This is a genomic window from Microbacterium schleiferi (assembly GCF_020781975.1).
GTDB lineage: Bacteria > Actinomycetota > Actinomycetes > Actinomycetales > Microbacteriaceae > Microbacterium.
On the sequence record NZ_JAJGNI010000001.1, the window covers coordinates 25260 to 45832 of the forward strand.

General features: G+C 64.2%; 36 protein-coding genes. 8 read left to right on the top strand and 28 right to left on the bottom strand.

Going from position 1 to position 20573, the window contains the following annotated elements; translation table 11 throughout:
- Window positions 1–10 precede the first annotated feature (10 nt).
- The gene (locus LL236_RS00175) at window positions 11–508 is read left to right on the top strand and encodes a bifunctional DNA primase/polymerase (RefSeq protein ID WP_228176787.1); all 498 of its coding nucleotides are present in this window, start codon (window positions 11–13) and stop codon (window positions 506–508) included.
- A 194-nt stretch (window positions 509–702) separates the two neighbouring features.
- Here the strand turns inward: LL236_RS00175 and LL236_RS15095 are convergent, their stop codons facing one another.
- The 26 genes from LL236_RS15095 to LL236_RS00290 all read right to left on the bottom strand — a co-directional run bounded on the left by LL236_RS15095 (window position 703) and on the right by LL236_RS00290 (window position 14132).
- A complete protein-coding gene (locus tag LL236_RS15095; protein ID WP_374197982.1) occupies window positions 703–1017 on the bottom strand; it encodes an HNH endonuclease in 315 nt (104 codons plus the stop codon).
- A 17-nt stretch (window positions 1018–1034) separates the two neighbouring features.
- Window positions 1035–1433 (bottom strand): hypothetical protein, encoded by a 399-nt coding sequence (locus LL236_RS00180; protein WP_228176788.1) that lies wholly within the window; start codon window positions 1431–1433, stop codon window positions 1035–1037.
- A 159-nt stretch (window positions 1434–1592) separates the two neighbouring features.
- Window positions 1593–1856 carry a hypothetical protein gene (locus LL236_RS00185; RefSeq protein WP_228176789.1) on the bottom strand — a complete coding sequence of 88 codons (264 nt, stop codon included), beginning with the start codon at window positions 1854–1856 and terminating at the stop codon, window positions 1593–1595.
- Window positions 1853–2146, bottom strand: coding sequence for a hypothetical protein (locus LL236_RS00190; protein ID WP_228176790.1), 294 nt, complete (start codon window positions 2144–2146; stop codon window positions 1853–1855). Before LL236_RS00190 ends, LL236_RS00185 begins: the two co-directional genes overlap by 4 nt.
- A 219-nt stretch (window positions 2147–2365) precedes the next feature.
- A complete protein-coding gene (locus tag LL236_RS15100) occupies window positions 2366–2902 on the bottom strand; it encodes an HNH endonuclease signature motif containing protein (RefSeq protein WP_374197983.1) in 537 nt (178 codons plus the stop codon).
- 76 nt (window positions 2903–2978) lie between these two features.
- The gene (locus LL236_RS00195) at window positions 2979–3146 is read right to left on the bottom strand and encodes a hypothetical protein (protein ID WP_228176791.1); all 168 of its coding nucleotides are present in this window, start codon (window positions 3144–3146) and stop codon (window positions 2979–2981) included.
- A 512-nt stretch (window positions 3147–3658) separates the two neighbouring features.
- Window positions 3659–3982, bottom strand: coding sequence for a hypothetical protein (locus tag LL236_RS00200; RefSeq protein WP_228176792.1), 324 nt, complete (start codon window positions 3980–3982; stop codon window positions 3659–3661).
- Window positions 3983–4241: 259 nt separating this feature from the next.
- Window positions 4242–4427 (bottom strand): hypothetical protein, encoded by a 186-nt coding sequence (locus LL236_RS00205; protein ID WP_228176793.1) that lies wholly within the window; start codon window positions 4425–4427, stop codon window positions 4242–4244.
- 381 nt (window positions 4428–4808) lie between these two features.
- On the bottom strand, window positions 4809–5009 hold the full coding sequence (locus LL236_RS00210; protein WP_228176794.1) for a hypothetical protein: 201 nt from the start codon (window positions 5007–5009) through the stop codon (window positions 4809–4811).
- Between the two features lie 40 nt (window positions 5010–5049).
- Complete coding sequence (locus LL236_RS00215; protein WP_228176795.1) at window positions 5050–5637, bottom strand: hypothetical protein; 588 nt, start codon at window positions 5635–5637, stop codon at window positions 5050–5052.
- 187 nt (window positions 5638–5824) lie between these two features.
- Window positions 5825–6097, bottom strand: a complete 273-nt coding sequence (locus LL236_RS00220; RefSeq protein WP_228176796.1) for a hypothetical protein — start codon at window positions 6095–6097, stop codon at window positions 5825–5827.
- Window positions 6098–6610: 513 nt separating this feature from the next.
- Window positions 6611–7327, bottom strand: a complete 717-nt coding sequence (locus LL236_RS00225) for a hypothetical protein (protein ID WP_228176797.1) — start codon at window positions 7325–7327, stop codon at window positions 6611–6613.
- Window positions 7324–8046, bottom strand: a complete 723-nt coding sequence (locus LL236_RS00230) for an HNH endonuclease (RefSeq protein WP_228176798.1) — start codon at window positions 8044–8046, stop codon at window positions 7324–7326. Before LL236_RS00230 ends, LL236_RS00225 begins: the two co-directional genes overlap by 4 nt.
- Window positions 8046–8450, bottom strand: a complete 405-nt coding sequence (locus LL236_RS00235; RefSeq protein WP_228176799.1) for a hypothetical protein — start codon at window positions 8448–8450, stop codon at window positions 8046–8048. The genes LL236_RS00230 and LL236_RS00235 overlap by 1 nt, the downstream gene beginning before the upstream one ends.
- A complete protein-coding gene (locus LL236_RS00240) occupies window positions 8447–8680 on the bottom strand; it encodes a hypothetical protein (protein WP_228176800.1) in 234 nt (77 codons plus the stop codon). The genes LL236_RS00235 and LL236_RS00240 overlap by 4 nt, the downstream gene beginning before the upstream one ends.
- Complete coding sequence (locus LL236_RS00245; protein ID WP_228176801.1) at window positions 8677–9087, bottom strand: hypothetical protein; 411 nt, start codon at window positions 9085–9087, stop codon at window positions 8677–8679. Before LL236_RS00245 ends, LL236_RS00240 begins: the two co-directional genes overlap by 4 nt.
- The gene (locus tag LL236_RS00250) at window positions 9084–9317 is read right to left on the bottom strand and encodes a hypothetical protein (RefSeq protein WP_228176802.1); all 234 of its coding nucleotides are present in this window, start codon (window positions 9315–9317) and stop codon (window positions 9084–9086) included. The genes LL236_RS00245 and LL236_RS00250 overlap by 4 nt, the downstream gene beginning before the upstream one ends.
- A 43-nt stretch (window positions 9318–9360) precedes the next feature.
- Window positions 9361–10179 carry a recombinase RecT gene (locus tag LL236_RS00255; protein ID WP_228176803.1) on the bottom strand — a complete coding sequence of 273 codons (819 nt, stop codon included), beginning with the start codon at window positions 10177–10179 and terminating at the stop codon, window positions 9361–9363.
- Window positions 10176–11117 carry a YqaJ viral recombinase family nuclease gene (locus LL236_RS00260; RefSeq protein ID WP_228176804.1) on the bottom strand — a complete coding sequence of 314 codons (942 nt, stop codon included), beginning with the start codon at window positions 11115–11117 and terminating at the stop codon, window positions 10176–10178. Before LL236_RS00260 ends, LL236_RS00255 begins: the two co-directional genes overlap by 4 nt.
- Window positions 11114–11425 carry a hypothetical protein gene (locus tag LL236_RS00265; RefSeq protein WP_228176805.1) on the bottom strand — a complete coding sequence of 104 codons (312 nt, stop codon included), beginning with the start codon at window positions 11423–11425 and terminating at the stop codon, window positions 11114–11116. Before LL236_RS00265 ends, LL236_RS00260 begins: the two co-directional genes overlap by 4 nt.
- Complete coding sequence (locus LL236_RS00270) at window positions 11422–12015, bottom strand: hypothetical protein (RefSeq protein ID WP_228176806.1); 594 nt, start codon at window positions 12013–12015, stop codon at window positions 11422–11424. The genes LL236_RS00265 and LL236_RS00270 overlap by 4 nt, the downstream gene beginning before the upstream one ends.
- The gene (locus LL236_RS00275) at window positions 12012–12422 is read right to left on the bottom strand and encodes a hypothetical protein (protein WP_228176807.1); all 411 of its coding nucleotides are present in this window, start codon (window positions 12420–12422) and stop codon (window positions 12012–12014) included. Before LL236_RS00275 ends, LL236_RS00270 begins: the two co-directional genes overlap by 4 nt.
- A 474-nt stretch (window positions 12423–12896) precedes the next feature.
- Window positions 12897–13130 (bottom strand): hypothetical protein, encoded by a 234-nt coding sequence (locus tag LL236_RS00280; protein ID WP_228176808.1) that lies wholly within the window; start codon window positions 13128–13130, stop codon window positions 12897–12899.
- Window positions 13127–13600 carry an HNH endonuclease gene (locus LL236_RS15105; RefSeq protein ID WP_374197984.1) on the bottom strand — a complete coding sequence of 158 codons (474 nt, stop codon included), beginning with the start codon at window positions 13598–13600 and terminating at the stop codon, window positions 13127–13129. The genes LL236_RS00280 and LL236_RS15105 overlap by 4 nt, the downstream gene beginning before the upstream one ends.
- On the bottom strand, window positions 13579–13911 hold the full coding sequence (locus LL236_RS00285; RefSeq protein ID WP_228176809.1) for a hypothetical protein: 333 nt from the start codon (window positions 13909–13911) through the stop codon (window positions 13579–13581). Before LL236_RS00285 ends, LL236_RS15105 begins: the two co-directional genes overlap by 22 nt.
- On the bottom strand, window positions 13908–14132 hold the full coding sequence (locus tag LL236_RS00290; protein WP_228176810.1) for a helix-turn-helix domain-containing protein: 225 nt from the start codon (window positions 14130–14132) through the stop codon (window positions 13908–13910). The genes LL236_RS00285 and LL236_RS00290 overlap by 4 nt, the downstream gene beginning before the upstream one ends.
- 131 nt (window positions 14133–14263) lie before the next feature.
- On the opposite strand from LL236_RS00290, the gene LL236_RS00295 reads away from it, so the two are divergent.
- The 3 genes from LL236_RS00295 (at window position 14264) to LL236_RS00305 (ending at window position 15392) form a co-directional block, all read left to right on the top strand.
- Complete coding sequence (locus LL236_RS00295; protein WP_228176811.1) at window positions 14264–14572, top strand: helix-turn-helix domain-containing protein; 309 nt, start codon at window positions 14264–14266, stop codon at window positions 14570–14572.
- 143 nt (window positions 14573–14715) lie between these two features.
- Complete coding sequence (locus LL236_RS00300) at window positions 14716–14967, top strand: antitoxin (protein ID WP_228176812.1); 252 nt, start codon at window positions 14716–14718, stop codon at window positions 14965–14967.
- Entirely contained in the window at window positions 14964–15392 is a 429-nt protein-coding gene (locus tag LL236_RS00305) for a TA system VapC family ribonuclease toxin (RefSeq protein WP_228176813.1), read from the top strand. Before LL236_RS00300 ends, LL236_RS00305 begins: the two co-directional genes overlap by 4 nt.
- Before the next feature lie 102 nt (window positions 15393–15494).
- Here the strand turns inward: LL236_RS00305 and LL236_RS00310 are convergent, their stop codons facing one another.
- Window positions 15495–16163 carry a fasciclin domain-containing protein gene (locus LL236_RS00310; RefSeq protein WP_292732389.1) on the bottom strand — a complete coding sequence of 223 codons (669 nt, stop codon included), beginning with the start codon at window positions 16161–16163 and terminating at the stop codon, window positions 15495–15497.
- Between the two features lie 122 nt (window positions 16164–16285).
- Here LL236_RS00310 and sigK point away from each other — a divergent pair, with 122 nt between their 5' ends.
- From sigK to LL236_RS00330, 4 genes are all read left to right on the top strand, one after another.
- Window positions 16286–16876 (top strand): ECF RNA polymerase sigma factor SigK, encoded by a 591-nt coding sequence (gene sigK / locus LL236_RS00315; protein WP_228176814.1) that lies wholly within the window; start codon window positions 16286–16288, stop codon window positions 16874–16876.
- Window positions 16873–17628 (top strand): anti-sigma factor, encoded by a 756-nt coding sequence (locus LL236_RS00320; protein ID WP_228176815.1) that lies wholly within the window; start codon window positions 16873–16875, stop codon window positions 17626–17628. The genes sigK and LL236_RS00320 overlap by 4 nt, the downstream gene beginning before the upstream one ends.
- Before the next feature lie 30 nt (window positions 17629–17658).
- Window positions 17659–18297, top strand: coding sequence for a DNA-directed RNA polymerase subunit beta (locus LL236_RS00325; protein ID WP_228176816.1), 639 nt, complete (start codon window positions 17659–17661; stop codon window positions 18295–18297).
- A 516-nt stretch (window positions 18298–18813) separates the two neighbouring features.
- On the top strand, window positions 18814–19698 hold the full coding sequence (locus tag LL236_RS00330; RefSeq protein ID WP_228176817.1) for an aminodeoxychorismate lyase: 885 nt from the start codon (window positions 18814–18816) through the stop codon (window positions 19696–19698).
- 83 nt (window positions 19699–19781) lie between these two features.
- On the opposite strand, the gene pstB is transcribed toward LL236_RS00330, so the two are convergent.
- Entirely contained in the window at window positions 19782–20561 is a 780-nt protein-coding gene (gene pstB, locus LL236_RS00335) for a phosphate ABC transporter ATP-binding protein PstB (protein ID WP_228176818.1), read from the bottom strand.
- Between the last annotated feature and the right edge of the window lie 12 nt (window positions 20562–20573).

A 20573-nucleotide genomic window follows, 5' to 3' on the forward strand; every position in this document is an offset into this window, starting at 1 on the left:
CAATCGGATCATGAGGACATGCGGAACATGCGGCCGGAACATCACCAGCCGCAACAGTCAAGCGCTCTACTGCTCGACCCGATGCCGAGTCGCAGCACACCGCACCGCATACCCGACCGAACTCACACGACGCCAAACCTGGACACGCGCAGACGGCAAACGTCCCATCACCACAACCGGCGCACCAGCATCCAGCACCAACCCGGACACCTGGACTACCTACCGCGACGTCAAAGCATCAACCGCCGGCGATGGCCTCGGAATCATGCTCGGAGACGGCCTAGGCTGCTACGACCTCGACCACATCACCGACACCGAAGCTCGAGAACTCGCCGCGCTCATCCCCGAACACATCATCTACGCCGAACGCTCAATCTCAGGAACCGGCGCGCACATCTTCTTCGCAACCACCAGCGACGAACACGGCACCAAATCCTGGCAAGGCCGACACGAGCGCTACACCCACAGCCGGTTCATCCGAACAACCGGACGCACCATCACCCTGTAACGGTTTTCACCGCACACGCCGATCTGACACACCGGCAGAGCACACCCACCGCCTGCACCAGCTGGCCCGCCGCAACGCCCCTCACACGCACGCTCACAGCGCGCCGTGGGCAAATCTCCCAGACCCGTACGCAGAAAAAATCACAGCCCCTCCCGTGGGAGAACGTGGCCCGGGGGGTGGGGGGTGGGTGGGGGTCAGGTGAGTCCTGGGTGTTGTTCTTGTGGGTGTGTGCTGTTGCGTCGTTGCAGTGTCCAGCGTTTGGTGTTGGCGTGGAGTGCTGTCTTGTGTGCGTGGCATGGGGGGCAGGTTGCTTGACCGTTGTTGAGGTCGTGTTCGAGGTCTGGTCTGTCGGTGACTTCGATGATGTGGTCTGCTTCTGTGGCTGTTCCGGTGCAGCGGTGGGGGTCTCGGATTTCGCATTGCCACCCGGCCCGGTTGATTACCGCCTCCCGCCATGCTCTGTGCTGGGGGGTGGATGTTCGTGATGGGCCCCCGGACTTCCATGTCATCGGGGGCGTCCTTCCGGTTAGGGGAGGCAGTTCTGGGATTGGGTGATGATGTCTGCGCCGGTGAGGTCTTCGGGCATCAGGTAGGTCGAGGTGAGGGCTGCGAGTTTTGTTGCTGACGTGTACGCGTTATCCGTGTGAGCGGTTGGGTCGTGGATGGTCATCCATGTTGCGGTGACGTCAGGGTCGCCGGTGAGGTGTGCTGACACCCACCATGCCTCGTCGTTGTGGACCGCGGTGATGGCGGTGACCGTGTATCCGTTGATAATGCCGGCCTCGAGCGCGGTTTGCGCTTCCGGGCTGACGGTGAGGCATTCACTGTCGGGCGCCGTGGTTGCTGCCGGCTCGCTGGTTGTTGTCGCTGCGCAGCCAGTGAGCGCGAGTAGACCGAGCGCGGCGGCGGCACCGATGATCCTCATGCGCGTCATCGTAGTTGGTAGTCAGCGGTCGTCGTCAAGTTCGGTGTCGCTGTCGAGGCTGAGCTCGCCGGAGTAGCCGAGGAGTTGCGGTTTGCGTTGCGCCACCACTGAATCCGATGGTGAGTGCGAGGCGGTGCAGGTCCGGGTCTGTGGTGTCCATCAGTCCCACGACTCGGTGATCTTCGTGTGGCGTCCGAGTGGTCCGCGCACGGTGACGTTCTCGGTGAGGATGCTGGCCTCGAGGATGTTGAGGTTGCCGATGTGTCGGATGCCTATCTCTGCGCCCACCCAGTACGGGAACCGTTGGCCCTCGATGAGGAGGCCCTTCCGGTCGATGGTTATGCTCCGTGCTGCACGCATCGCGCTGCGCTTCGAGATGCGTGCGCGGATCGTGCGGGACACCCGGTGACGCGGGGAGGTCATGTAAACCACTGGTAGTCCTCCTTGGGCGCGAGGGCCCTCTGCTTCCAGAGAGATGGTGCCTTCGCATTGCACCTGAAGTGCTCGGGCGCTGGTGGCATGACCTGCTCCGGGTCGATGTGTTCGTCGTAGTGCCCGAGTGCCCACTTGCTTCCGGGATGGATGATCGTCTCTGGCATGACGCACGGATGACCGTGCAACTCTGCGGCGCAGTGTACGCCGCCTGCGTCGACCTTGCGTTTCCACTCGGCTCTGAGCTTCTGGTGATCGTGACCGTACTTCGCGTCGGCCATCAGGACTGTTCCCATGCTGGGTCGCAGCACTCGGCTGCCGCGAGACGTGACGTGTACTGGGACTCGCAGACAGGGCATTCGAACATGCGCGGGTCGGCTTGCTCGGTGACGAGTCGTTCGATGTCGGTCACAGCAATGCCAATCTCGCATCGGTGAGGTGTTCGTCGTCAGTCTGGCGAATGTGAGAACAGCTTCTGGCGGAGAGCAACCGCTGCCTCCTTAGCGTCTTCCTTGCGGGGCGTAGGAGCCCCCGAAGTGTGCCTTGCCGTTTAGCCTGACGAACACTTCCCACCGCTTGTCTCGCGCATGCCAGAAGACGTTGCGAATCCCAGATGATGAATCCCTGCGCACGTTGCGGTTCTGCTGGTTCTCAGCGTGAGTGACCGGGCGAAGATGGTCGGGGTTCACGCATCGACGGTTGCGGCACACATGATCGATGTGCATGCCGTCAGGTATCTCGCCTACTTCGAGTCGGTAGGCGATCCGGTGCGCACGTTGAGGACGCCCGTCGATTCGGATGTGCCCGTAGCCACGTGAGGTTGCACCTTGCCACTCCCAGCAGGCGCCATCGGCGCCTCGCAGGACAAAGCTCCAGAAGTGTTCGGCCATCGGGGGCGTGGTGCGCGTCTGCCTGGTCCATTCGCTCGGGAGGGTGCGACTGCGCTTCGCGGCCATGTAGTGGGCGCCGCATAAGCCGCGGGCTCGAAGTTTCCGCTCGCATCCGTTCAAGGTGCAGGTACGCTGGCTGTCAGCCATTGAATCTCCTACGCAACTAGGGGGTTCTGGTTAGGCCCGGCGAGTGTTGGTAGCACTTGTTCGGGCCGTTCTAATTCTACCGCAGCAGCGCTAGGCGCGCTGTGAGAATCCGCGGATCATCTTCGTACTCGGGGTGCTCGAGGAGGAACCGGCCGATCGCGTCGAGCGCATCTCCCTTGTCTTTCGACTGTGCGCCGATGTGGTCGAGCATCGCGTCTGTGGTCTTCGGGATGTCGCGGACCATCAACGGTGGTTCCTGTTGACATGCCACATGTACATGCGGTGCTGCACCCGGTACGGGGCGAACGCGATCACCAGCAGGGTCACCACGAGTACACCGAACCTGCGGAACATGACCGCCTCCTGGGGGTGTGGTGTCCCGCCGCTCATCAACAGCTCAAGCGTGATGTAGGTGTCAGCGTGTGGCGGCGGGACAACCCGATGACCGCCCCAACCTTGGGACGGATACCCTTCGACCAGCACGGGCCGCGTGTCAGGCGACTAGCCGGGAGGGGGAAGTGTTCCCGGGGTGCGGGGCACACGCACACCCGGGAAGAACGGGTGAAGGCCGCAACCCCTGGCGGGCGCGACCTTCGGACAACCCTAGACTACCGTGATTTCGCGTTTGTCAAGTATCTTCGCCGCTACGGCGTGTCGCCATGCACCTGTTCACCCGATTCGGGGGTGAGCATAGCGATCATCATGTGGATCATCATGTGGATCATCGTCTCTATGTGGAGCAAGAACTGCCGCTGCTCATGACGGACCTCCCGATTCGAGGTAGTCGACCGGCACGCCGACACGGTGGGCGTGCTCTATTTCGGAACGAGTCGAATCACCGATGTAGCCACCGACGTTGAGTACCAGCACGCGATCAGACATGTCGATCTTCCGTTTGTGCAGTTCGTCCAGGGCGACCTTCTCGGCACTGTCGTGCCCCACTCCCTCGCCGTGACCATGCTCAGCCTTGGCGTGCGGGTAGAACCCGACCGAGAGAACGATCTTGCCTTGCATCGTCAGGTCGTAGTTCGCCTGCTGGAAAGCGTCGTAGAACCGGGTCGAGCCGCACAGAGTGACCACTTCTGGTCGCGCACCGTTCATCTTTCCTGCTCCTGTTCGCCTTGGTTCTCGGTGCCGGATGCTCCGGCCTGGTAAGCGGACGATTCCGCGCGATCCGGCAACGGATCACCCGATCCTGGAGCACGCCCGCCTGCCCACTTCGCGCCGCAGTCGTCGCAGACATGCAGGCCCCTGTGGAATGCCTTCTCGCCGCACACGCACGGGTTGTCGCCGTCCTGCTCTTCGCCGTGCGGCCAACCACGGCGATAGCACTGGTCCCTCATGACGGATCACCCGATCGGTGAGCCAGGTTCGGATGCTGCACCATGTGCAGCCCACAAACCCAGGGCCACGGCGTGCATTCCGGCTCGTCTGAGCGCTCGATGGAACGCGGGTCCATTCCGAGTCGTCGTCGCTCGGTTTCGGTCGCTTGGCGCAGGAATCGGTCGTCGTTGGTGAAGCTCATGACGGATCACCCGATTCGTGAGCAGTACGTTCGACGGCCCAGACGATGCGAGCACGCGCTCTTTGAAGTGCCAGCGACTCCCGCCAAGGCAAGCGCATCTCAGGTGCCCACTGGCGTAGCGCCCTGAACTCGTCTTCCCTCAGTTCGACCGTGATCGTCTTCACTCCGAACCTCCCGGTTTTTCATCACGCCAGGTGCGCCATCCGTTGCGCCTCCAGAATGGATGTTCGGCAAGCTCTCGGATGCGGATGCATAGTTCGCACGATCGCCCCCGAGCACGGTTGTATCGCCACCGCTCGAACCGGTTTCGTGGCTCGCGGTGGTAGTGGCACGCGGGGTCGGTGCGGCGGTGTCGGCCTCTCTGGTAGTTCCCTGCTGCGCTCATGCTCCCTGTCCCTCCGGTTCCGGCATCCGCTGGATTGCGTGGGCGATCGTGTAACACGCGGCCAACAGTTTGCGGCGCTCGGACGGATAGAGATTCCGCAACTGACGGTCAAGCCCCTCCGCGTCATCAGCAAGCGTCGCCAGCAACGCCTCCGTCTCGGCGTAGTCCGTGCCGCGGTTCATCACTCGATCGGTCATTTCTCCTCCTGGGTACGGTCCTGTTGGTTGGTGTACTTGGTCATGTCGTTGCTCCGATCCCGTATCTCTTCGCGAGACGTTTCGCGACCCGCGCTGTCTTCGCTTCTTCCCGAGCCACCTGCTCAAACACCCGGATCAGGTGCTCGTACTCTTCCTCCGGGTACCAGTGCCCCGCGGTGCACACGACACGCCTGTCATCACCCTCAAACGTGGGCGGGTACACGGCGATCCGGGCGCCGCAATCCTGCCTCGGACACGGCATAGCCGAGAACGATGGTCGTTCGATACGGGGCCAGCGGGCGTTCATCCGCCACACATCCCGCACAGCGTCAGACATCGCATCCACATCATCCGGCCGGTCAGCGGACAGGATCGCGTCGAGCCGGTCACCCAGCCACCCCGCCAACCCCGACACAAGCCGTTGCCCATCCACTGGTGACGTTGATCGGGGCAGGCCGATGATCCGGCCCGTGTCCGACCGCCACGCCCGCCCAGCAACCCCCGGCACCGGTTGACGCAGCGTCCCAGCCCACACCGTCACCCAATACACCAGCAACGAATACAACTCGTTCACATCATCAAACGCCGCAGCATTGAACGGGACAGGCGCCTCCGACGACGAATCCACCCGCTCAGCCTCCGCCGGCCGCATCACAACACCGTGATGCAGAAGGTGACCGGCGAGCTCACCAGATATCAGCAACGCCGTACGGATCCTCCCGTGGCAGCGCGCACAATACGCCCCGTGACGCGCCACCAGACCAGACCCGTCATCCCGGGTGCAACCACGGACGCAGAACCGTTCCACCTCGAACTCACCCACGGCTACCCCTCACTGCTTTCAACCCGGCGTCACGTCTGACCTGCGCGACGAACCCGACCAGTTCCCCGGTGTGCGCGGCGACCTGAGCGTCCGTGAACCCCGCCCTGACAAATGCGAGAATCATCTCCCTACGGCCCTGCGGGCGGATCACATGGTTGATAGCCGCGACGAGGATGTCCTCGACCGTCACACCACGGTTATCTGCCTCCGACGCGAGCCGCCCCCACACCCCCGCAGGGACCGTGACATTCATCGTTTCCATCACGCGACCTCCTTCGTGTATCCCCGGCCGCTACATGTCCGGCAGAAGTCGGCACCCCTGTAGCAGTGTTCGGCGCGGCACTTTCCGCCAGACCGCCTACCCGTGCCCTTGCACTTCGCACAATCGACACCGCGACCCGTTCCAGCGCAGGAGACGCACTTCGTCCCGCCAAAGCGAAGGATCTTCATCTCGATGTACGTCAGCGGTGCGCGCCCATCGGTCCGCGAGTCCATCTCCTGCTTGAGAATCGCGACGAGCCGATCCCACTCAGGCAGCAGCCGATCCCACTCAGGCGAGCGACCCGCCATCCGACGTTGCAAGGTCTCGGTCGAGATACCCATCCGCTCGCAGTAGCCAATGCATCGACGGAGATCTGAAGGGTCGTGCGGATGGTCAACCCCGCCTCCTGCGATGGCCTTTGCAGAAAGCCCCATTTCGTAGAGCCCATAGGTACTCATCACGCGACCTCCAGTGCGTTTTCGTGGATGAACTGCTGAACCTCGAAGACGTGGATGGTCATGATGCGATCCCTGACCGTCTCGGGTGCGGGAGCACCTGTGGATAACGTTCGTTCCGCTCGAGCGCATCTTCGTTAGAAGATGTAGCTGTAGGTGTAGATGTAGCTGTAGCTGTAGTAGGCCCGGTCGTAGCGCTACCCGACGTTTGGTCTGAGGCTTGGGCGTAGTCCTGCCCGAAACGTCGGGCGTAGTGTTCCCCGAGCGTCATCGTCAGGAACGCCCAATCCAGGTCCGTGACCGTATCCCGAACATCCGCAGATTCCTGTTTCAGGAGAGTGATCATCTGCGGCTTATCCCACGCCGCGAGACCCGGGTTCTCACGCTTGAATCTCTTCACCTCATGCACGACGACGGCGCGGATCTTGTTCGATGCGATCGCCGCGTAAGCCTTCGCCGCCGAGACCGCCAGGCGCGGTTGCAGCAGCACCCCATCGTGGCGGAGAAACCCGCGGACCATCACCTCATCGGTTGACTGGTCAAACACGCACCACCACTTCTCAGACAGTTCCGACGCTGCGGTCATGATGTCTTCCGCGGTCGTTTCACGGCTCATTGACGCGAGCCGTCCAGGGTGGAACTCGACCACACCGCAGTAGTCCAGTTTCGGGTGCGACATCAGCTTGAAGTACAGGGCCTGCGCCGGGACCGTGAGGTCACGGAAGGCGGAGTCTCCCCAGATGTCGATGTTGATAGAAGCCCTCTCGCGGCCCATCACGCCCTCCGTTTCCAGGGGATGTACTGATCCTCAGTCATCACTGCGTAGAGACCGCCACGTTCCCCGTCAATGTGCATCCGCAAGAGGTCGCTGCGGGCCTTCTCGAAACCCTGACCGTCGTTGAATCCGGCGTCGTACCCAGCGCCGTAAACGACTTCGTCACCCGCCACGAGCGCCCGTGTACGGTCCTCAGCGTCAGCCATGAGGTTCTTGACCACGCCGGCCGCGTAACGCATCTTCGTGCCCCTGGGAGCGCGGCTGCGCTGGGCGACATTCATTGCCTCGGCCGCGATGGCTACGGGGACACCGTTGCGGAACCACGACGTGGCGACAGATTCGACGTCTCGGTTGTCGCGGGCGTGCTCGGGGAATATGTGGTCCCACTCTTCCCATATCTGGTCGACGTAAGCGTCTCGAGCCTCGATGTCGGCCTCGAGCGCGTCGAGCGCTAGTTTGCGCGCGGCCTTGTACTGCTCGACATCGATGTTGAGGTCGTCGACTGTCTCGCCGTCGGGCGCAGTTGATGTCTTGCCCGCATTGCAGTCCCCGCACGCGGCTACGAGGTTCGTGGCCGCGTCACTGCCGCCGAGTGCTACGGGGATGACGTGATCGATGGTCAGGCCGTCACCTGTGGTCTCGTTTCCCCGCGCGCCGCAGTAGTAGCAGCGGAACTTGTCGCGTCGCAGAACCTCGAAACGAGTTCTCTTGTTGATAGCCATCAGGCGGTTCCTCCGTTCATGAGTAGGTCGGCGGTCGCCTGGCTGATCTGTTTCCACCAGGCCCCGTCACTGTCTGGGGTGTCGAAGTACAGCACCCAGCCGACGTCGTGCCGCCATGCCGGCCACAGCTCAGGGCGAGCCCACGACGGAACCGAGAAACCCTCGAGAACGGCCGCGGCGGGGTTCTCGGTCTTCCACTTGTGGCACCCGCACCCGAACGGGCCACCAAGGAGTTGCAGGTTGGATGGGACCGTGTTGAACGGGTCACGGTTCTGCCGGTGGTCACGCTCGGTAGGGCCACGGTGCCCGCAGCGGACGCACGTGCCATTGTCGCGTTCGGTCACGAGCTTGTACGCTTCCCGCTCCTGCGCCGCGGTGAGCTTGCGGATCTTCGGGCCAATCATGGCTGCCGCTCCATCCGTGTGATGTCTGCGCGGTACTCGCGGTCTCCGGGTTGCGGGTCAAGGATCAGCCCCGCAGGCCCCACGGACCAGTCGAAAGCCCGCGCATACATGCCCTCGGCCCGCAGGACCGCAGCGTCCCGCATCGCCCCCTCGGGTGCGGAATCCTCACCGGCCTCAACCCACTTCCCGGACTTGAGGACACCTACCCCGTAACGCAACGGGAACCTCATGACCTCTCCATCCGTTCGATGTCGGCGCGGAGCCGCTCCATGATCCGGTCCAACTCCGCCACCCTCGCGACGTTCGTGTCGGACAGGTGCGACCGTTGCGCCCGCACAACCGAGCCGTGCATGGACCCGCCTACCGCGGCACGGTCAGCCACGGGGGAGGCGGTGCGGTAGGCGTACTCCGCTTCCGCCGCCTCGAGCTGCACCCGCCACGCGGGGAGCTTCCGGGCGTTGCGTTCCCGCCACCGGGCCTCCGCCGCCTCATGCTGCGCCTTCTCGCGTGCCAGGCGTTTCTTGGTCCGCTCCAGTTCGATATCGAAGTGCTTGTCGCATAGCCCGAACCTGTCGACCGCAGCACCACATACGTGACCCTTCGTGTCCGAACCGATCCAATACCGGCACCCGGTCATGCTGCGCCACCGCCAGCCTTGTGCATGACGCTCACGGTCCCGACGTTCTGCGCCAGCGTGTAAGCTGGAACACCGTCTCCGTCGAAAGCGCGATACCAGGTATCCAGGTACGCCGACTTCTGCCATGCGTCACCGTGTGCGTCGATGATGACGGCCCGGTCAGGGAGCGCGTCGAGAGACGCCCGGTTGCGGGCGATATCGGGTCGCCAATGGCTGATTCCGCGGCTCATGGCCGTCTCCTTGGCTTGCGTCGGCGTGTGGGCCGCTTAGCATTCATCGCTGGTCCTCGGCGATCTCTTCTGCCGTGCGCCCCAGAGCCCCAAAACCGGGCTCCACAGCGTCGGTTGGTTCGTCATGCTGAATGTCGAGCTCGGGGAGCCCTTCGACCTTCCGCACGACGGCCTGGTCAGCCTGAGCGGCCAGAGACAGGGCGAGGGATTCCGTCGACTTCGGGAGGTACTTCTGCAACACCCGCACAGCGGTCTTGCGGAACATCTCGCCCTCACGTGTTGCCCAGGGTGTGCTGCTCCAGTAGTCGGGGCGGTGGTGGTTGCGGATCGTGTCAGCATCGAGATACACCCAGGAGGACTCGTCGAAGCCCTTCACTTTCGCGTAAGCGACCACACCCTTCAGCGCGCCGCGGTCGCCGTCTGCGTGTTTGAAGTCGTAGAACTCGCCCCGCTCCGACGAAGCCCCCATAGTGAAGTAGTCGTTCTCATGGACAAGGAACGCGGACACCTTCGAGTACAGGCCCGTGTTCATCGCGAGCTGGATGTACCCGTTGTATCCCACGATCGGGACGACGGTCACTGCACCCTTGACTTTCCGGGTGGTGAGGTGGAACTGCGCCAACGGGCCACCTACCGGGAGCCGGAGTTGCGCGGCGAGGAACAACGCCCCGAACAGGGACCGCGGATCGGCTTGCCCGATCTGCGGGTTCTGCTTGATCGCCGTGAGGGCGTCCTGTGTGAACTTCGCGGCATCCATCGACTGCCCGAGAGCGCGAGCGAACTCGGGTTCGTACCGGAGGAGGTAGTCCTCGACGGTGGGTTGCTTCTTCGCTTGCGCGGCGGCGACGCTCAGGTCGGTCACTTCTGCTCCTTGGTCTTTGTGCGGCGCAGCACCCTGAACGGCTGCCCAACCGTCGTGAACTGTTGCGCGAGGTCCGGGTGCACATCCCGGAACCCCTTGAGGTCGAACCCAGCGCGGCCTTTCTGTTGCTTCCACGTCGCGACCTTCACGCCGTCACGGGTGAGGGTGTCCGCCGCGCCCACGTACTGCCCGAGCGCTACCTTCAACTGGTCCCGTTCGGCCTCTTGCGCTTGAATGTCCGAGTTCAGGACCGTGATCCGCTCTAGAGTGTCGAACGCCTGATCGGACAGTTCGATCTCGACCTGCTCCGTGGCGATCGCGTTCACCTCCGCGAGCGTCGACACTGGTGGTTCGACCTTCGCGCGCACGTTCCCGTCCCAGAACCGCTGGAGGGTGGGGATGAGGTGTTTGCGGATGAAACGGTAGTCGCGGGGTTCCCAGAAGTGCCGGAACTCCCGGCCACCGATCCACACGACCACCAGTGCGCGTGGTGTGCCGGCGACAGCCATCTCCGCTTGCACCTGGACGCGGATGTCGGTTGGGATACCCTCATCCCAGTGATGCCCCGCATACTGGTGCGCTGTTTTCATCTGTATGGGGAAGAACGGTGCCTCGTTCACCCGATCAAACGACGCATGCAGGTACGGGTGCTCCACCGAGCGGGCCATGAACCCGGGGCGGATGTTCAAATCCAGGCCCGAGAACTCCCGCAGCCACGCCTCCATGATCGGTTCGGACTGGTGCCCCACCCACGCCAGGATCGGATCGAAATGCCGATCCACACCGAGCTTGTGTTTGTACACGTCGAGCGGTGTCACCCCGTACGCTGACAGGCCCAACACTGCAGCGGCTTCGGACGCGCCCACACTGTTGCGGCGCTCCTGCTCCCACGCTGGAGTATCAGGGGTCACGTCAACCCTGACGAACGGGGCGCTCATTGGTTCACCGCCAGGTGTGTGTCGATCGCGGCAACAATCCGCTGCGACGCCAACAAATCCCGCCCCAACGCGAGCTGCACGCTCTGCTCCTGGACCCGCACGGACCGCAACTCATCCGACCCGAGGACCGTGTAGTCCTCGTCCTGGTCGACGGTGTACCGGGCCTGATCGCCTGAACCGACCGTCCACACTGTGAGTAGAAGGCTCCGCTGCCCGAGCGGTTCCGGTGGTGCCGTGACGACCATGATGCTGCCCGATGCCGGGTGTGTCACCCAGTCACCCGTCTGCAGGTACTTCGCTGCGGTCATGACGCACCCCCAGTCGTGTCAGGCTCAGGAACCTGAACGAGCGGAGTCAGACGGCCCTCTTTCGCCGCGATGCGGGCGACCTGTTCGGCGGTGTGCGTCTCGTGCTGTGGCGCATAACCCCGGTAGAGGTGGAGCCACTCGCCCCGTCGCCGCTGCACGAGTCGCTCGTAGGGATGGAAGGTCTTGTTGACCATGTAGATGCCGTCGGGCATATCCAGCGGCTCCGGGTGAGCATCGAAGTATGCCTCAGCCGCACGAGTGGCCGGCATGATGTCCTTCCCGTCGCGCGAGCGCATGTCGCGCAGTTCGTCCGCCTCGCCCCGGTACCTGTAGACCGTCTGCCCGGATGACTCGACGAGGACCATCACCTGCCCGTCAGGACGCAGGTAGACGACATAGTCCGGGTTCTCGGGATACCTCCACCGTCCGAGGCGTTCATCCTCCTCAGCCCGAAAGAACTCCCGGAGGGCTTTGAGTTCACTTGAATTGGTCCATATCGGAGTGATAGGACGATTGCCTACAGCGAAGACGATCTGCTCCTCGTCGTTGATCTCCACGCCGATGCCGTTGGATGCGGTGAAGTCGTTCATGCGGTCACCGCCGCGATGACCAGCCACACGAGCACGACACCCACAAGCCCTGTCACAGCGACCGTGGCCCAGAACCGGGAGTCCCGCCGCAACGGCCGCATGTGAACACCACCGACAGCGGCTGATGCCGGTACGGGGAGGTACTTCTGTCTGGCCTGGGGGAACTCGCACCAGCAGCACGCGCCACCCATGTCCGCCCGCTGCTCCGTCACACGCCCCTCAGTGAGGGGAAACCACACGTCCCCGTCCCAGTCGGTATACGACTCCCGGGTAGGGTCCGCGGCGACCAGATCGACAATGCTCGGGGGGACGCACCGGTCACCCCGTGACGTGAAATGCGTGACCTCCGCAAGCCGGTCACCATCGAACCGGCCCAGGTAGATCCGGGTAGTTGTTTGCTCCGTCATGTGTGTGCCCTTCTATACGGAGAGGTTCAGCGGCGATGCCGCGGAGGATCAGATGGGGAAGTGATGACCACCAGCGCGATAAGCGCGGCGACCAGGACGAGAGCGATCATGAGGTGGCGCTATCTGGCGCCGGGTGAAACCCGACCCAATGACACTCGGTGCACTCCGCCCAGTGATGAGGTAAAGACCACTCGCGACCTTCGGGAAGGTTCGGCGGAGGGCCTGGCTGTTTGACTGAGCCTTGTCCTCCGCACGTCCCGCACGGACGCGCCTCGGGATGATGTTCAGGGCATAGCGTTCTTTGTCCGTCGTAGAACCACTGAACCTCGACATCGCCGACACCGTGACTGTGCTTCTCGCGGAGGTACTCCTCCACAAAAGCGAGGGGCCAATGCGATGCCTCGTCTTCCTCGTCGGGAATGGTCCGATGGCACTCCTCGCACTCAGCGCGGTAGAACGTCTCGCTCGTGATGCTCATTTCTTCTCCTTGGTGAAGTTCAAGCGCCCGATCCCGTCGAGATGGTCGAGGCTGCTCACCGACTCCGGGTGCCCCGCCGGCAGGTCAGCCACAAGCCGGTGCCACGGGGTGAACGCCACCACGAACATCACGAACAGGAACGCGGCGAGGAACCAGTCGCGGACACCCAGGAACGCGGGGATCAGGGCCAGTAAGAACAGTGCACCGGCACACCAACGGATGGTGATCATGACGCCCTCCGAGCCTTGTAGGCGGCGACTCGATCCCGACCGCACTGCGCGCATGTCTTCGTACGGCCGGCCCTGTGAAAGCCGACGATCGCGAGGTCGTGCCCGTTGATGCAGCGACCGCTAGCGTGAGCTCGGAGATACGCACCGATCGGACTGATACCCCGCTCGGTGTTCGTTCGGCTCGTCGTCACATCGAGGTGAGCGGGATTCACACATCGGCGGTTTCGGCACAGATGGTCCACGACCGCATCGACTGGCAGGTCGATGCCAGCGAGGATGAGGGCGACTCGGTGAGCCTGGCGCGAGGATCGATTGCGTACCACGACGCCGTAGCCGTCGTGGCGAGTCTTTCCTCTCCAGTTGTGGCATCCGGTCGCCGGGTCCGGCACGACGCGCGTGGCAAACGCTTCGGCGCTAATAAATCCGATCTCTATGGGCTTGGCTGCGGTCATGCCGACACCGCCGCCCATACCCGGCACCGACGCCCAGCACTAGTGACCCCGACACCGGCGTCCACGACCATGCCCGCTTCGACGAGTTCGTGGCGGGCGGTACGCAACCTTGCCTCAGACCACACCACGTCGAGAGGGCCAGGGTTCAGGATGTGGGTCCGGTAGATTTCCCCGTCACCCAACGGGCGCCCCGCCCCCTGGAGGATGCGGAGGACTTCCTGCTGCGAACCCGCAACATCCGTCCTGTCCGCCGCCTCATGCGACTCGATCGGGTCCGTGGAACGGACATTCGGGGAACCCGGGTACACCATCGGCGGGACAGTGCTCATGCGACACGCTCCCGCACTGGGAAGAACGCCCCGACCTCGACGTCGAATGCTCGCGAGAGTCGAAGCAGATCGACGGAGGAGAACGGGACCTTGCCGTTCATGCGGGCGTTCACCGATCCCAGGGAGATGCCCAGAATCAAAGCGATGCGTTCCTGGCTGACCCGCTTCTCTGCGGCTACACCGCGAACCTTATTCGCGATATCGACTGATTCGTCCTGCATGTGGATCAGTCTGTGCGAGATCCTGCACAGTGTCAACCCCGACACGCCACGTGTCGCACACAGCGAACGTTAATCTGCGCGTAACCAACGTCGCGTTGCGCATATCATGCAGAATCCTGTACGGTTTAGGCATGAGCGCAAACGTCACCGCACTGCAGTCCGACACCCTCGCGGGTCTCCGAGGCGCGTACATCCGGGACCTCATCAAGAACTACGGGCTCACCGGGAACACGGTCGCTGACCGTTCCGGCATCTCACGCTCTACCCTCGCCAGCAGGCTCAGGGGAGCAACCGCGTTCCTCGCCGATGAGATCGAAGCGATCGCCACGCCTTTACGCGTGTCCGCACTCGATCTCTACGCCGCATACCTGTCCGTCACCTTCGACAACCCCGACGGTGACCGATCCCTGTTCATTCCAGAACAACGCAACAAGGATTAAAAGTCCGATGCTCTACCGACTGAGCTACAGGCCCCAGGGCTACCAGCCTACTTCGTGCGCGGTATCCGCTTTGCGACCCTGCAGTAAAGCGTCTCATGCGCGCTGCATCAAAGCATCATCGCAAGTGATGATATGATGCACGGATGCGGACCACGATCACGCTGACCTCAGCTGCCGAGGAAGCCGTGCGCAAGGTCATGCGTGAGCGTGGCCTCTCTTTCAAGGACGCGGTGAACTCGGCGATCCTCGCTGGTCTGGACCCCGATCCCGTGGACAGCTACGAGACGCCGGTGCACAGGCTCGGCAAGGCAAGCGTCCCGTTGGATCGTGCTCTCGCTATCGCGGCTGAACTGGAAGACGAGGCAATCACTCAGAAGCAAGAGCTGGCGAAGTGAAACTCGTTGACGCAAACGTCCTGCTCTACGCCGTAGACGCGGATGCGCGTCATCACGCACGGGCCAAGACGTGGCTCGATAGCGCACTGAGTTCGAGGGAAACCGTCGCGATTCCGTGGGTCTGCGCATTGGCCTTTGTTCGTCTGGCGACGAGTCGTCGGATCTACGCGAATCCCTTACCGGTCGATGACGCCTTCGACATCCTCAACGGATGGATGAATCGACCTAGCGTCATCAGCCCCGAGCCCGGCGCCGGACACTCCGATCGGATGCGCATGCTTCTCGCCGACGTCGGCACCGGTGGGAATCTGGTCATGGATGCTCACCTTGCTGCCCTCGCCATCGAGAATCGCGCACAGATCGTGACCTTCGACGGTGACTTCGGGAGGTTTCCGGGAGTCGTCTGGGGGCGGCCCGGGGATTGAAGCCCGGGGCCGCTTCCGACCACACAGAAACGACGAGGCCGCCGCATCCGAAGATGACGACGGCCTCGCGTCCCTCCACCCTGGGGGATCGTCAACGGGCGCTCACATGGGAGGCATGAGCACCGTGTCGACGAGGTACACGACAGCGTTGGCGGTCTGAACGCCACCGCAGATGACCATGGAGTCGTTGACCATGAGCTCGTCGCCCGAACCGGTCACCTCCACGTCAGCACCCTGCACCGTGGTGTGGGTGCCGGGAAGGTCCTCAGGCAGGATCTGACCGGGAACGACGTGGTACGTCAGGATCGACGTCAGCAGATCCGAGTCAGTCGACAGCGTGTCGATCGTGGCCTGGTCGATCTTCGCGAACGCGTCATCGACCGGAGCGAAGACGGTGAACTCGCCACCGTTGAGGGTGTCGACGAGGTTCACGTCGGGGTTCAGTCCGCCGCTCACGGCTGCGGTGAGCGTCGTCAGCAGCGGGTTGTTGGATGCCGCGGTAGCAACGGGGTCCATGGCCATGCCATCGACGGAGCCGGCGCCAGAAGGCACGGCCTCGGCGTACTCCATGCAGCCCGGGCCCACGAGGTAGGCGGCGGCATCCATTTCCTCCATGTCGTCCATGGGAGTGGTCTGTTCGGTCATCGGCGTCTCGGCCATCTCGTCGTCCATGTCCCCCGTGCTGGCGGTGGAGCAGGCAGAAAGGGCAAGTGCGGCGACGAACGCCAGCGAGGCGCCAGCTGCGACGCGCGACTTCTTGGTGATCAACATTGTTCCTCCGGTGTTGTCGGAGCCTCGTCAGGGCTCGTGGTCGTCCGCTCGTGGCGGCCTACACAGGGGTCTTCGGAAGCGAGTCGACATCGGATGGGAAATTCATGCGGCATGCTGGACGCATGGTGATCGACGGCATGGACGTGCCAGACGACGGGGCGGGCGCCGTCGATCACGTCGCGGAACTTCTCGAACGAGTCGCGCGCGGCGACCACGAGGCTTTCGCGAGCCTCTACGACATGCTGTCGTCGCGGGTCTTCGGACTCATCCTGCGCGTGGTGGTGGACCGGTCGCAGAGCGAAGAGGTTCTGCAGGAGGTGTTCCTGGAGGTGTGGCAATCCGCCGCGCGCTTCGCTCCGAACAAAGGCCAGGGCAGATCCTGGGTGCTGACGATCGCACACCGCCGAGCCGTCGACCGCGTGCGGGCTTCGCAGGCGAGCATCGATCGCGACATCCGGGTCGGGTTCCGTGACATCGACGTCGCTCACGATGGCGTCGCCGAGCAGGCGGAACTGCGGATCGAGAGCCGACGAGTAACAGAGGCGCTCACCGCCCTTCCCGAATCACAGCGCGAGGCCCTCACCCTCGCGTATTTCGGGGGTTACAGTCAGAGCGAGATTGCGGCGCTGGTGGGGGCGCCGCTGGGAACAGTGAAGACCCGGATGCGCGACGGCTTGTCGCGCCTGAGAGCAGAAATGGGGGTGGCCTCATGAACGAGCAGGAGTTCGCCGAGCTGTCGGCGGCGTCCGCCCTCGGCGCTCTCGACGCTGAGCAGCAGCAGGCCTTCGACCTCGCTCTCACGATGCATCCGGAATGGCGCGGCATCGCTGAACGCGACCTCGAGACCGCGGCTGCGCTCGCCGACTACGCACCCGAGGTCGACCCGCCCGCAGAGCTTCGCCACCACATCCTCACCCGAATCGCGCTGGCGCCGCAGACGGATGCCGTCCCGATCGGTGCGACACCGGCGCCGAGTACTGGCGCCATCCAGACCCAGTCCCGCACGCGCTGGATGCGCAGCATGTTCGCCCTCGCGGCATCCTTCGTTCTTCTTGTCGCGCTGGGCTTCACCGCCGTCAGCATCAACGACTGGGTCAACCGCCCGCCCGAGGTCGTGGCCCTGCAAGAGGTTCAGTCGGCACCGGATGCGCAGTCCGCGACGGCTCAGATCGAAGGCGGCGGCGAGTCCACTGTTTACTGGGCCGACTCCGTCGGAAAGGCCGTCATCGTCTCGGACGGACTTCCGCAGATCGCTGACGATCAGAGCTATGAACTGTGGTTCGTGAGAGGCGATGAGTCTCCGATCCCGGCCGGCGCGTTCGCAGCGAGCGGGCAGCGAACCGAGACGTGGATCCTCGATGGCGAGATGGAGCCGGGTGACACGATCGCCATCACGATCGAGCCTGCTGGTGGTTCCCCGACGGGCGAGCCCACGTCCGACGCGGTGGTCGCGATCGCGACCTGAGCGGCTCTCGTCGCGACTACCCTGGAGCGGGTGAGTGACGACCCCCGGCCCTACCACAAGCCCGTCCGCAGACCTGCCGAGCTGTTCGACCGGCTGTTTGCTGCCGAGGACCCCGCCGAGGTCTCCCGTGTCGCGCACTCGACGGCGCAGGCGCTGTTGTCACGCGTTCGGGCCAACCCCGACGAGGCCGTCGTTGACAGGCTTATCGCCTTCACCGCCGAGCACGGGATCGACGACATCGCGGAGCTATGGTCGCGCTCACCGGCCAAGACTCTGCCTGGGGCGCTCTGGCGGCTCTACCTCGTGCAGCTGATGATCCATGACGACCCGAGCACAGCGGCTTTGACGTACGAGCGGGGGCGCGCAGCTCTCGACACGGCGGATGCCCTGATCGCCGGGGCGCCCGTTCCGGCAAGCCCCGACGAGCTCGTCACTCTCGTCGACACGATCCTGCGAGGGCTCTTCCGCGGTGACTTTGCGGTAGCTCTCGATCGCGCCGCCGCGTTCTGCCGTGTGCAGGCGGCTGGTGCCACATACCTGGCTGATGACTACGACGCAACCGAGTCAGACCGCAGCGCCGCCTTCACGACCCGCGCGCTGCGCTTGAGTGACTACGCATCCGACCTGAGCGCCTGCGCGGCCCTCTGGCGCCGCGAATCCCTCACCTGATCAAGGGCCGCAGCGCCCGACCTCGCTCCCCGCCTCGGTATCCTGCCCCGGCATCGTGGCGCGAACCCACATCATCGGTCGCGAGCCCGCAGGTTTCGGGCGTCGGATGCTGTGGGCTGGCGCGGAAAGGTGTGGGTTCAGCGCCTCGCTCCCGGTCAGCTGGCCGCAGCCGGTCAGCCCCTGACCTCGGCATCCTGCCCTGGCATCGTGGCGCGAACCCACACCATTGGTCGCGAACCCAGAGGTTTCGGGCGCTGAATGCTGTGGGTTCGCGCGTGAGCGTGTGGGTTCGACACTCGGAGCGTGCGGGTTCAGCGACCTGGGGGTGGGCGCGGGAGGACGGAGTCGCGGCGGACCTGCAGGCCACCCAGACACGAAAGTGCCGGGCCGCAGAACGCCTCTCGGCGCGAGGCCGCTCGTAGCGGCAGAAGATGGAGCCCGGGGTTACTGCGGCCCGGCTATGACAGTCTAACCGCGTCACCGGACTGGGTATTCCCGACGCGTAGGCTTCATCGCATGGCCACGACTTTCGCCCTCATGATCCAGCCTGCTGAGGCGGATGCCGACCGCACCGACTTCGCTGATACGTTCGCCTCGGTGGATCCCGAAGCCCCCGCGCTGAGCGTCGGCGAGCTGAGCACGCAGCGCGGCGACGGCATCTTCGAGTCGATCGGCGTCGTCGACGGTCACCCTCAAGAAGTCGACGCCCACCTCGACCGGCTCGCCCACTCCGCGCGGATTTGCGATCTTCCGGCGCCGAACCTGGCGCAGTGGCGTGCTGCGATTGCCGCGGTGGCCGCGCACGCCCCGGCGGGAGAGTCGGTCATCAAGCTCATCCTCAGCCGCGGTATCGAGCACGGGCCGACCCCAACCGCGTGGGTCACGCTCGCACCCGCGGCTGACTTCACCGCGGTGCGCACGAACGGCATCCGTGTTGTGACGCTCGACCGCGGCTACGACTCCACGGTCCCGGCGCGCGCGCCCTGGTTGCTTCTGGGGGCCAAGACGCTGTCGTACGCCGTCAATATGGCGGCGCTTCGTGAGGCTCGCCGTCGCGGGGCGGATGACGCGATCTTCGTCACCACCGACGGCTTCGTGCTCGAGGCTCCCACGGCGTCCCTGGTGCTGCGCCGCGGGGACCGGTTCATCACTCCGGCGCCGACCGGCGGCATCCTGCACGGCACGACGCAACTGAGCATGTTCGCCTACCTCGAGGAGCGCGGCTACGAGAGCGGGTACGAGCAGATCACGACCACGTCGCTCGCGACCATCGACGCAGCGTGGCTCGTGTCGAGCGTTCGTCTAGCAGCGCCCATCACCTCGATCGACGGGTCGTCGATCCCGACGGATGCCGCTTTCACGGCCGACCTGAACGCCTATCTGCTCAGCGCCCGCGACTGACGCTCAGCGGCGCGAATCGTTGTGACCGAAACCGAAGAGGGGGCGTAGCCGACAGGCCACACCCCCCCATCCGTTCCCGGTGCTTACCCGAAGCGGCCCGAGACGTAGTCCTCGGTGTCCTTGACCTTCGGGCGGGTGAAGATGGTGGTGGTCTCGTCGTACTCGATGAGCTTGCCCGGCTTGCCGGTGCCGGCGATGTTGAAGAACGCGGTCTTGTCGGACACGCGCGAGGCCTGCTGCATGTTGTGGGTCACGATGACGATCGTGTACTCGCTCTTGAGCTCCTCGATGAGGTCTTCGATCGCGAGGGTGGAGATCGGGTCCAGGGCCGAGCAGGGCTCGTCCATCAGCAGCACGTCCGGTTCGACAGCGATGGCGCGAGCGATGCACAGGCGCTGCTGCTGACCACCCGACAGACCCGATCCGGGGCGGTCGAGGCGGTCCTTGACCTCGTTCCACAGGTTCGCGCCCTGCAGCGACTTCTCGACGAGCGCATCCTGGTCGCCCTTGGACATGCGCTGGTTGTTGAGCTTCACGCCGGCGAGCACGTTCTCGCGGATCGACATCGTCGGGAAGGGGTTGGGGCGCTGGAAGACCATGCCGACCTGGCGACGCACGAGCACGGGGTCGACGCCTGCGCCGTACAGGTTGTCGCCGTCGATCAGCACCTCACCCTCGACACGGGCGCCCGGGATCACTTCATGCATCCGGTTGAGGGTGCGAAGGAAGGTGGACTTGCCGCAGCCCGAGGGGCCGATGAAGGCGGTTACCGAGCGGGGCTCGATCGTGAGCGAGACGCCCTCGACGGCGAGGAAGTTGCCGTAGTAGACGTTGAGGTCGTTGACATCGATGCGCTTGGACACGGATATTCCTTC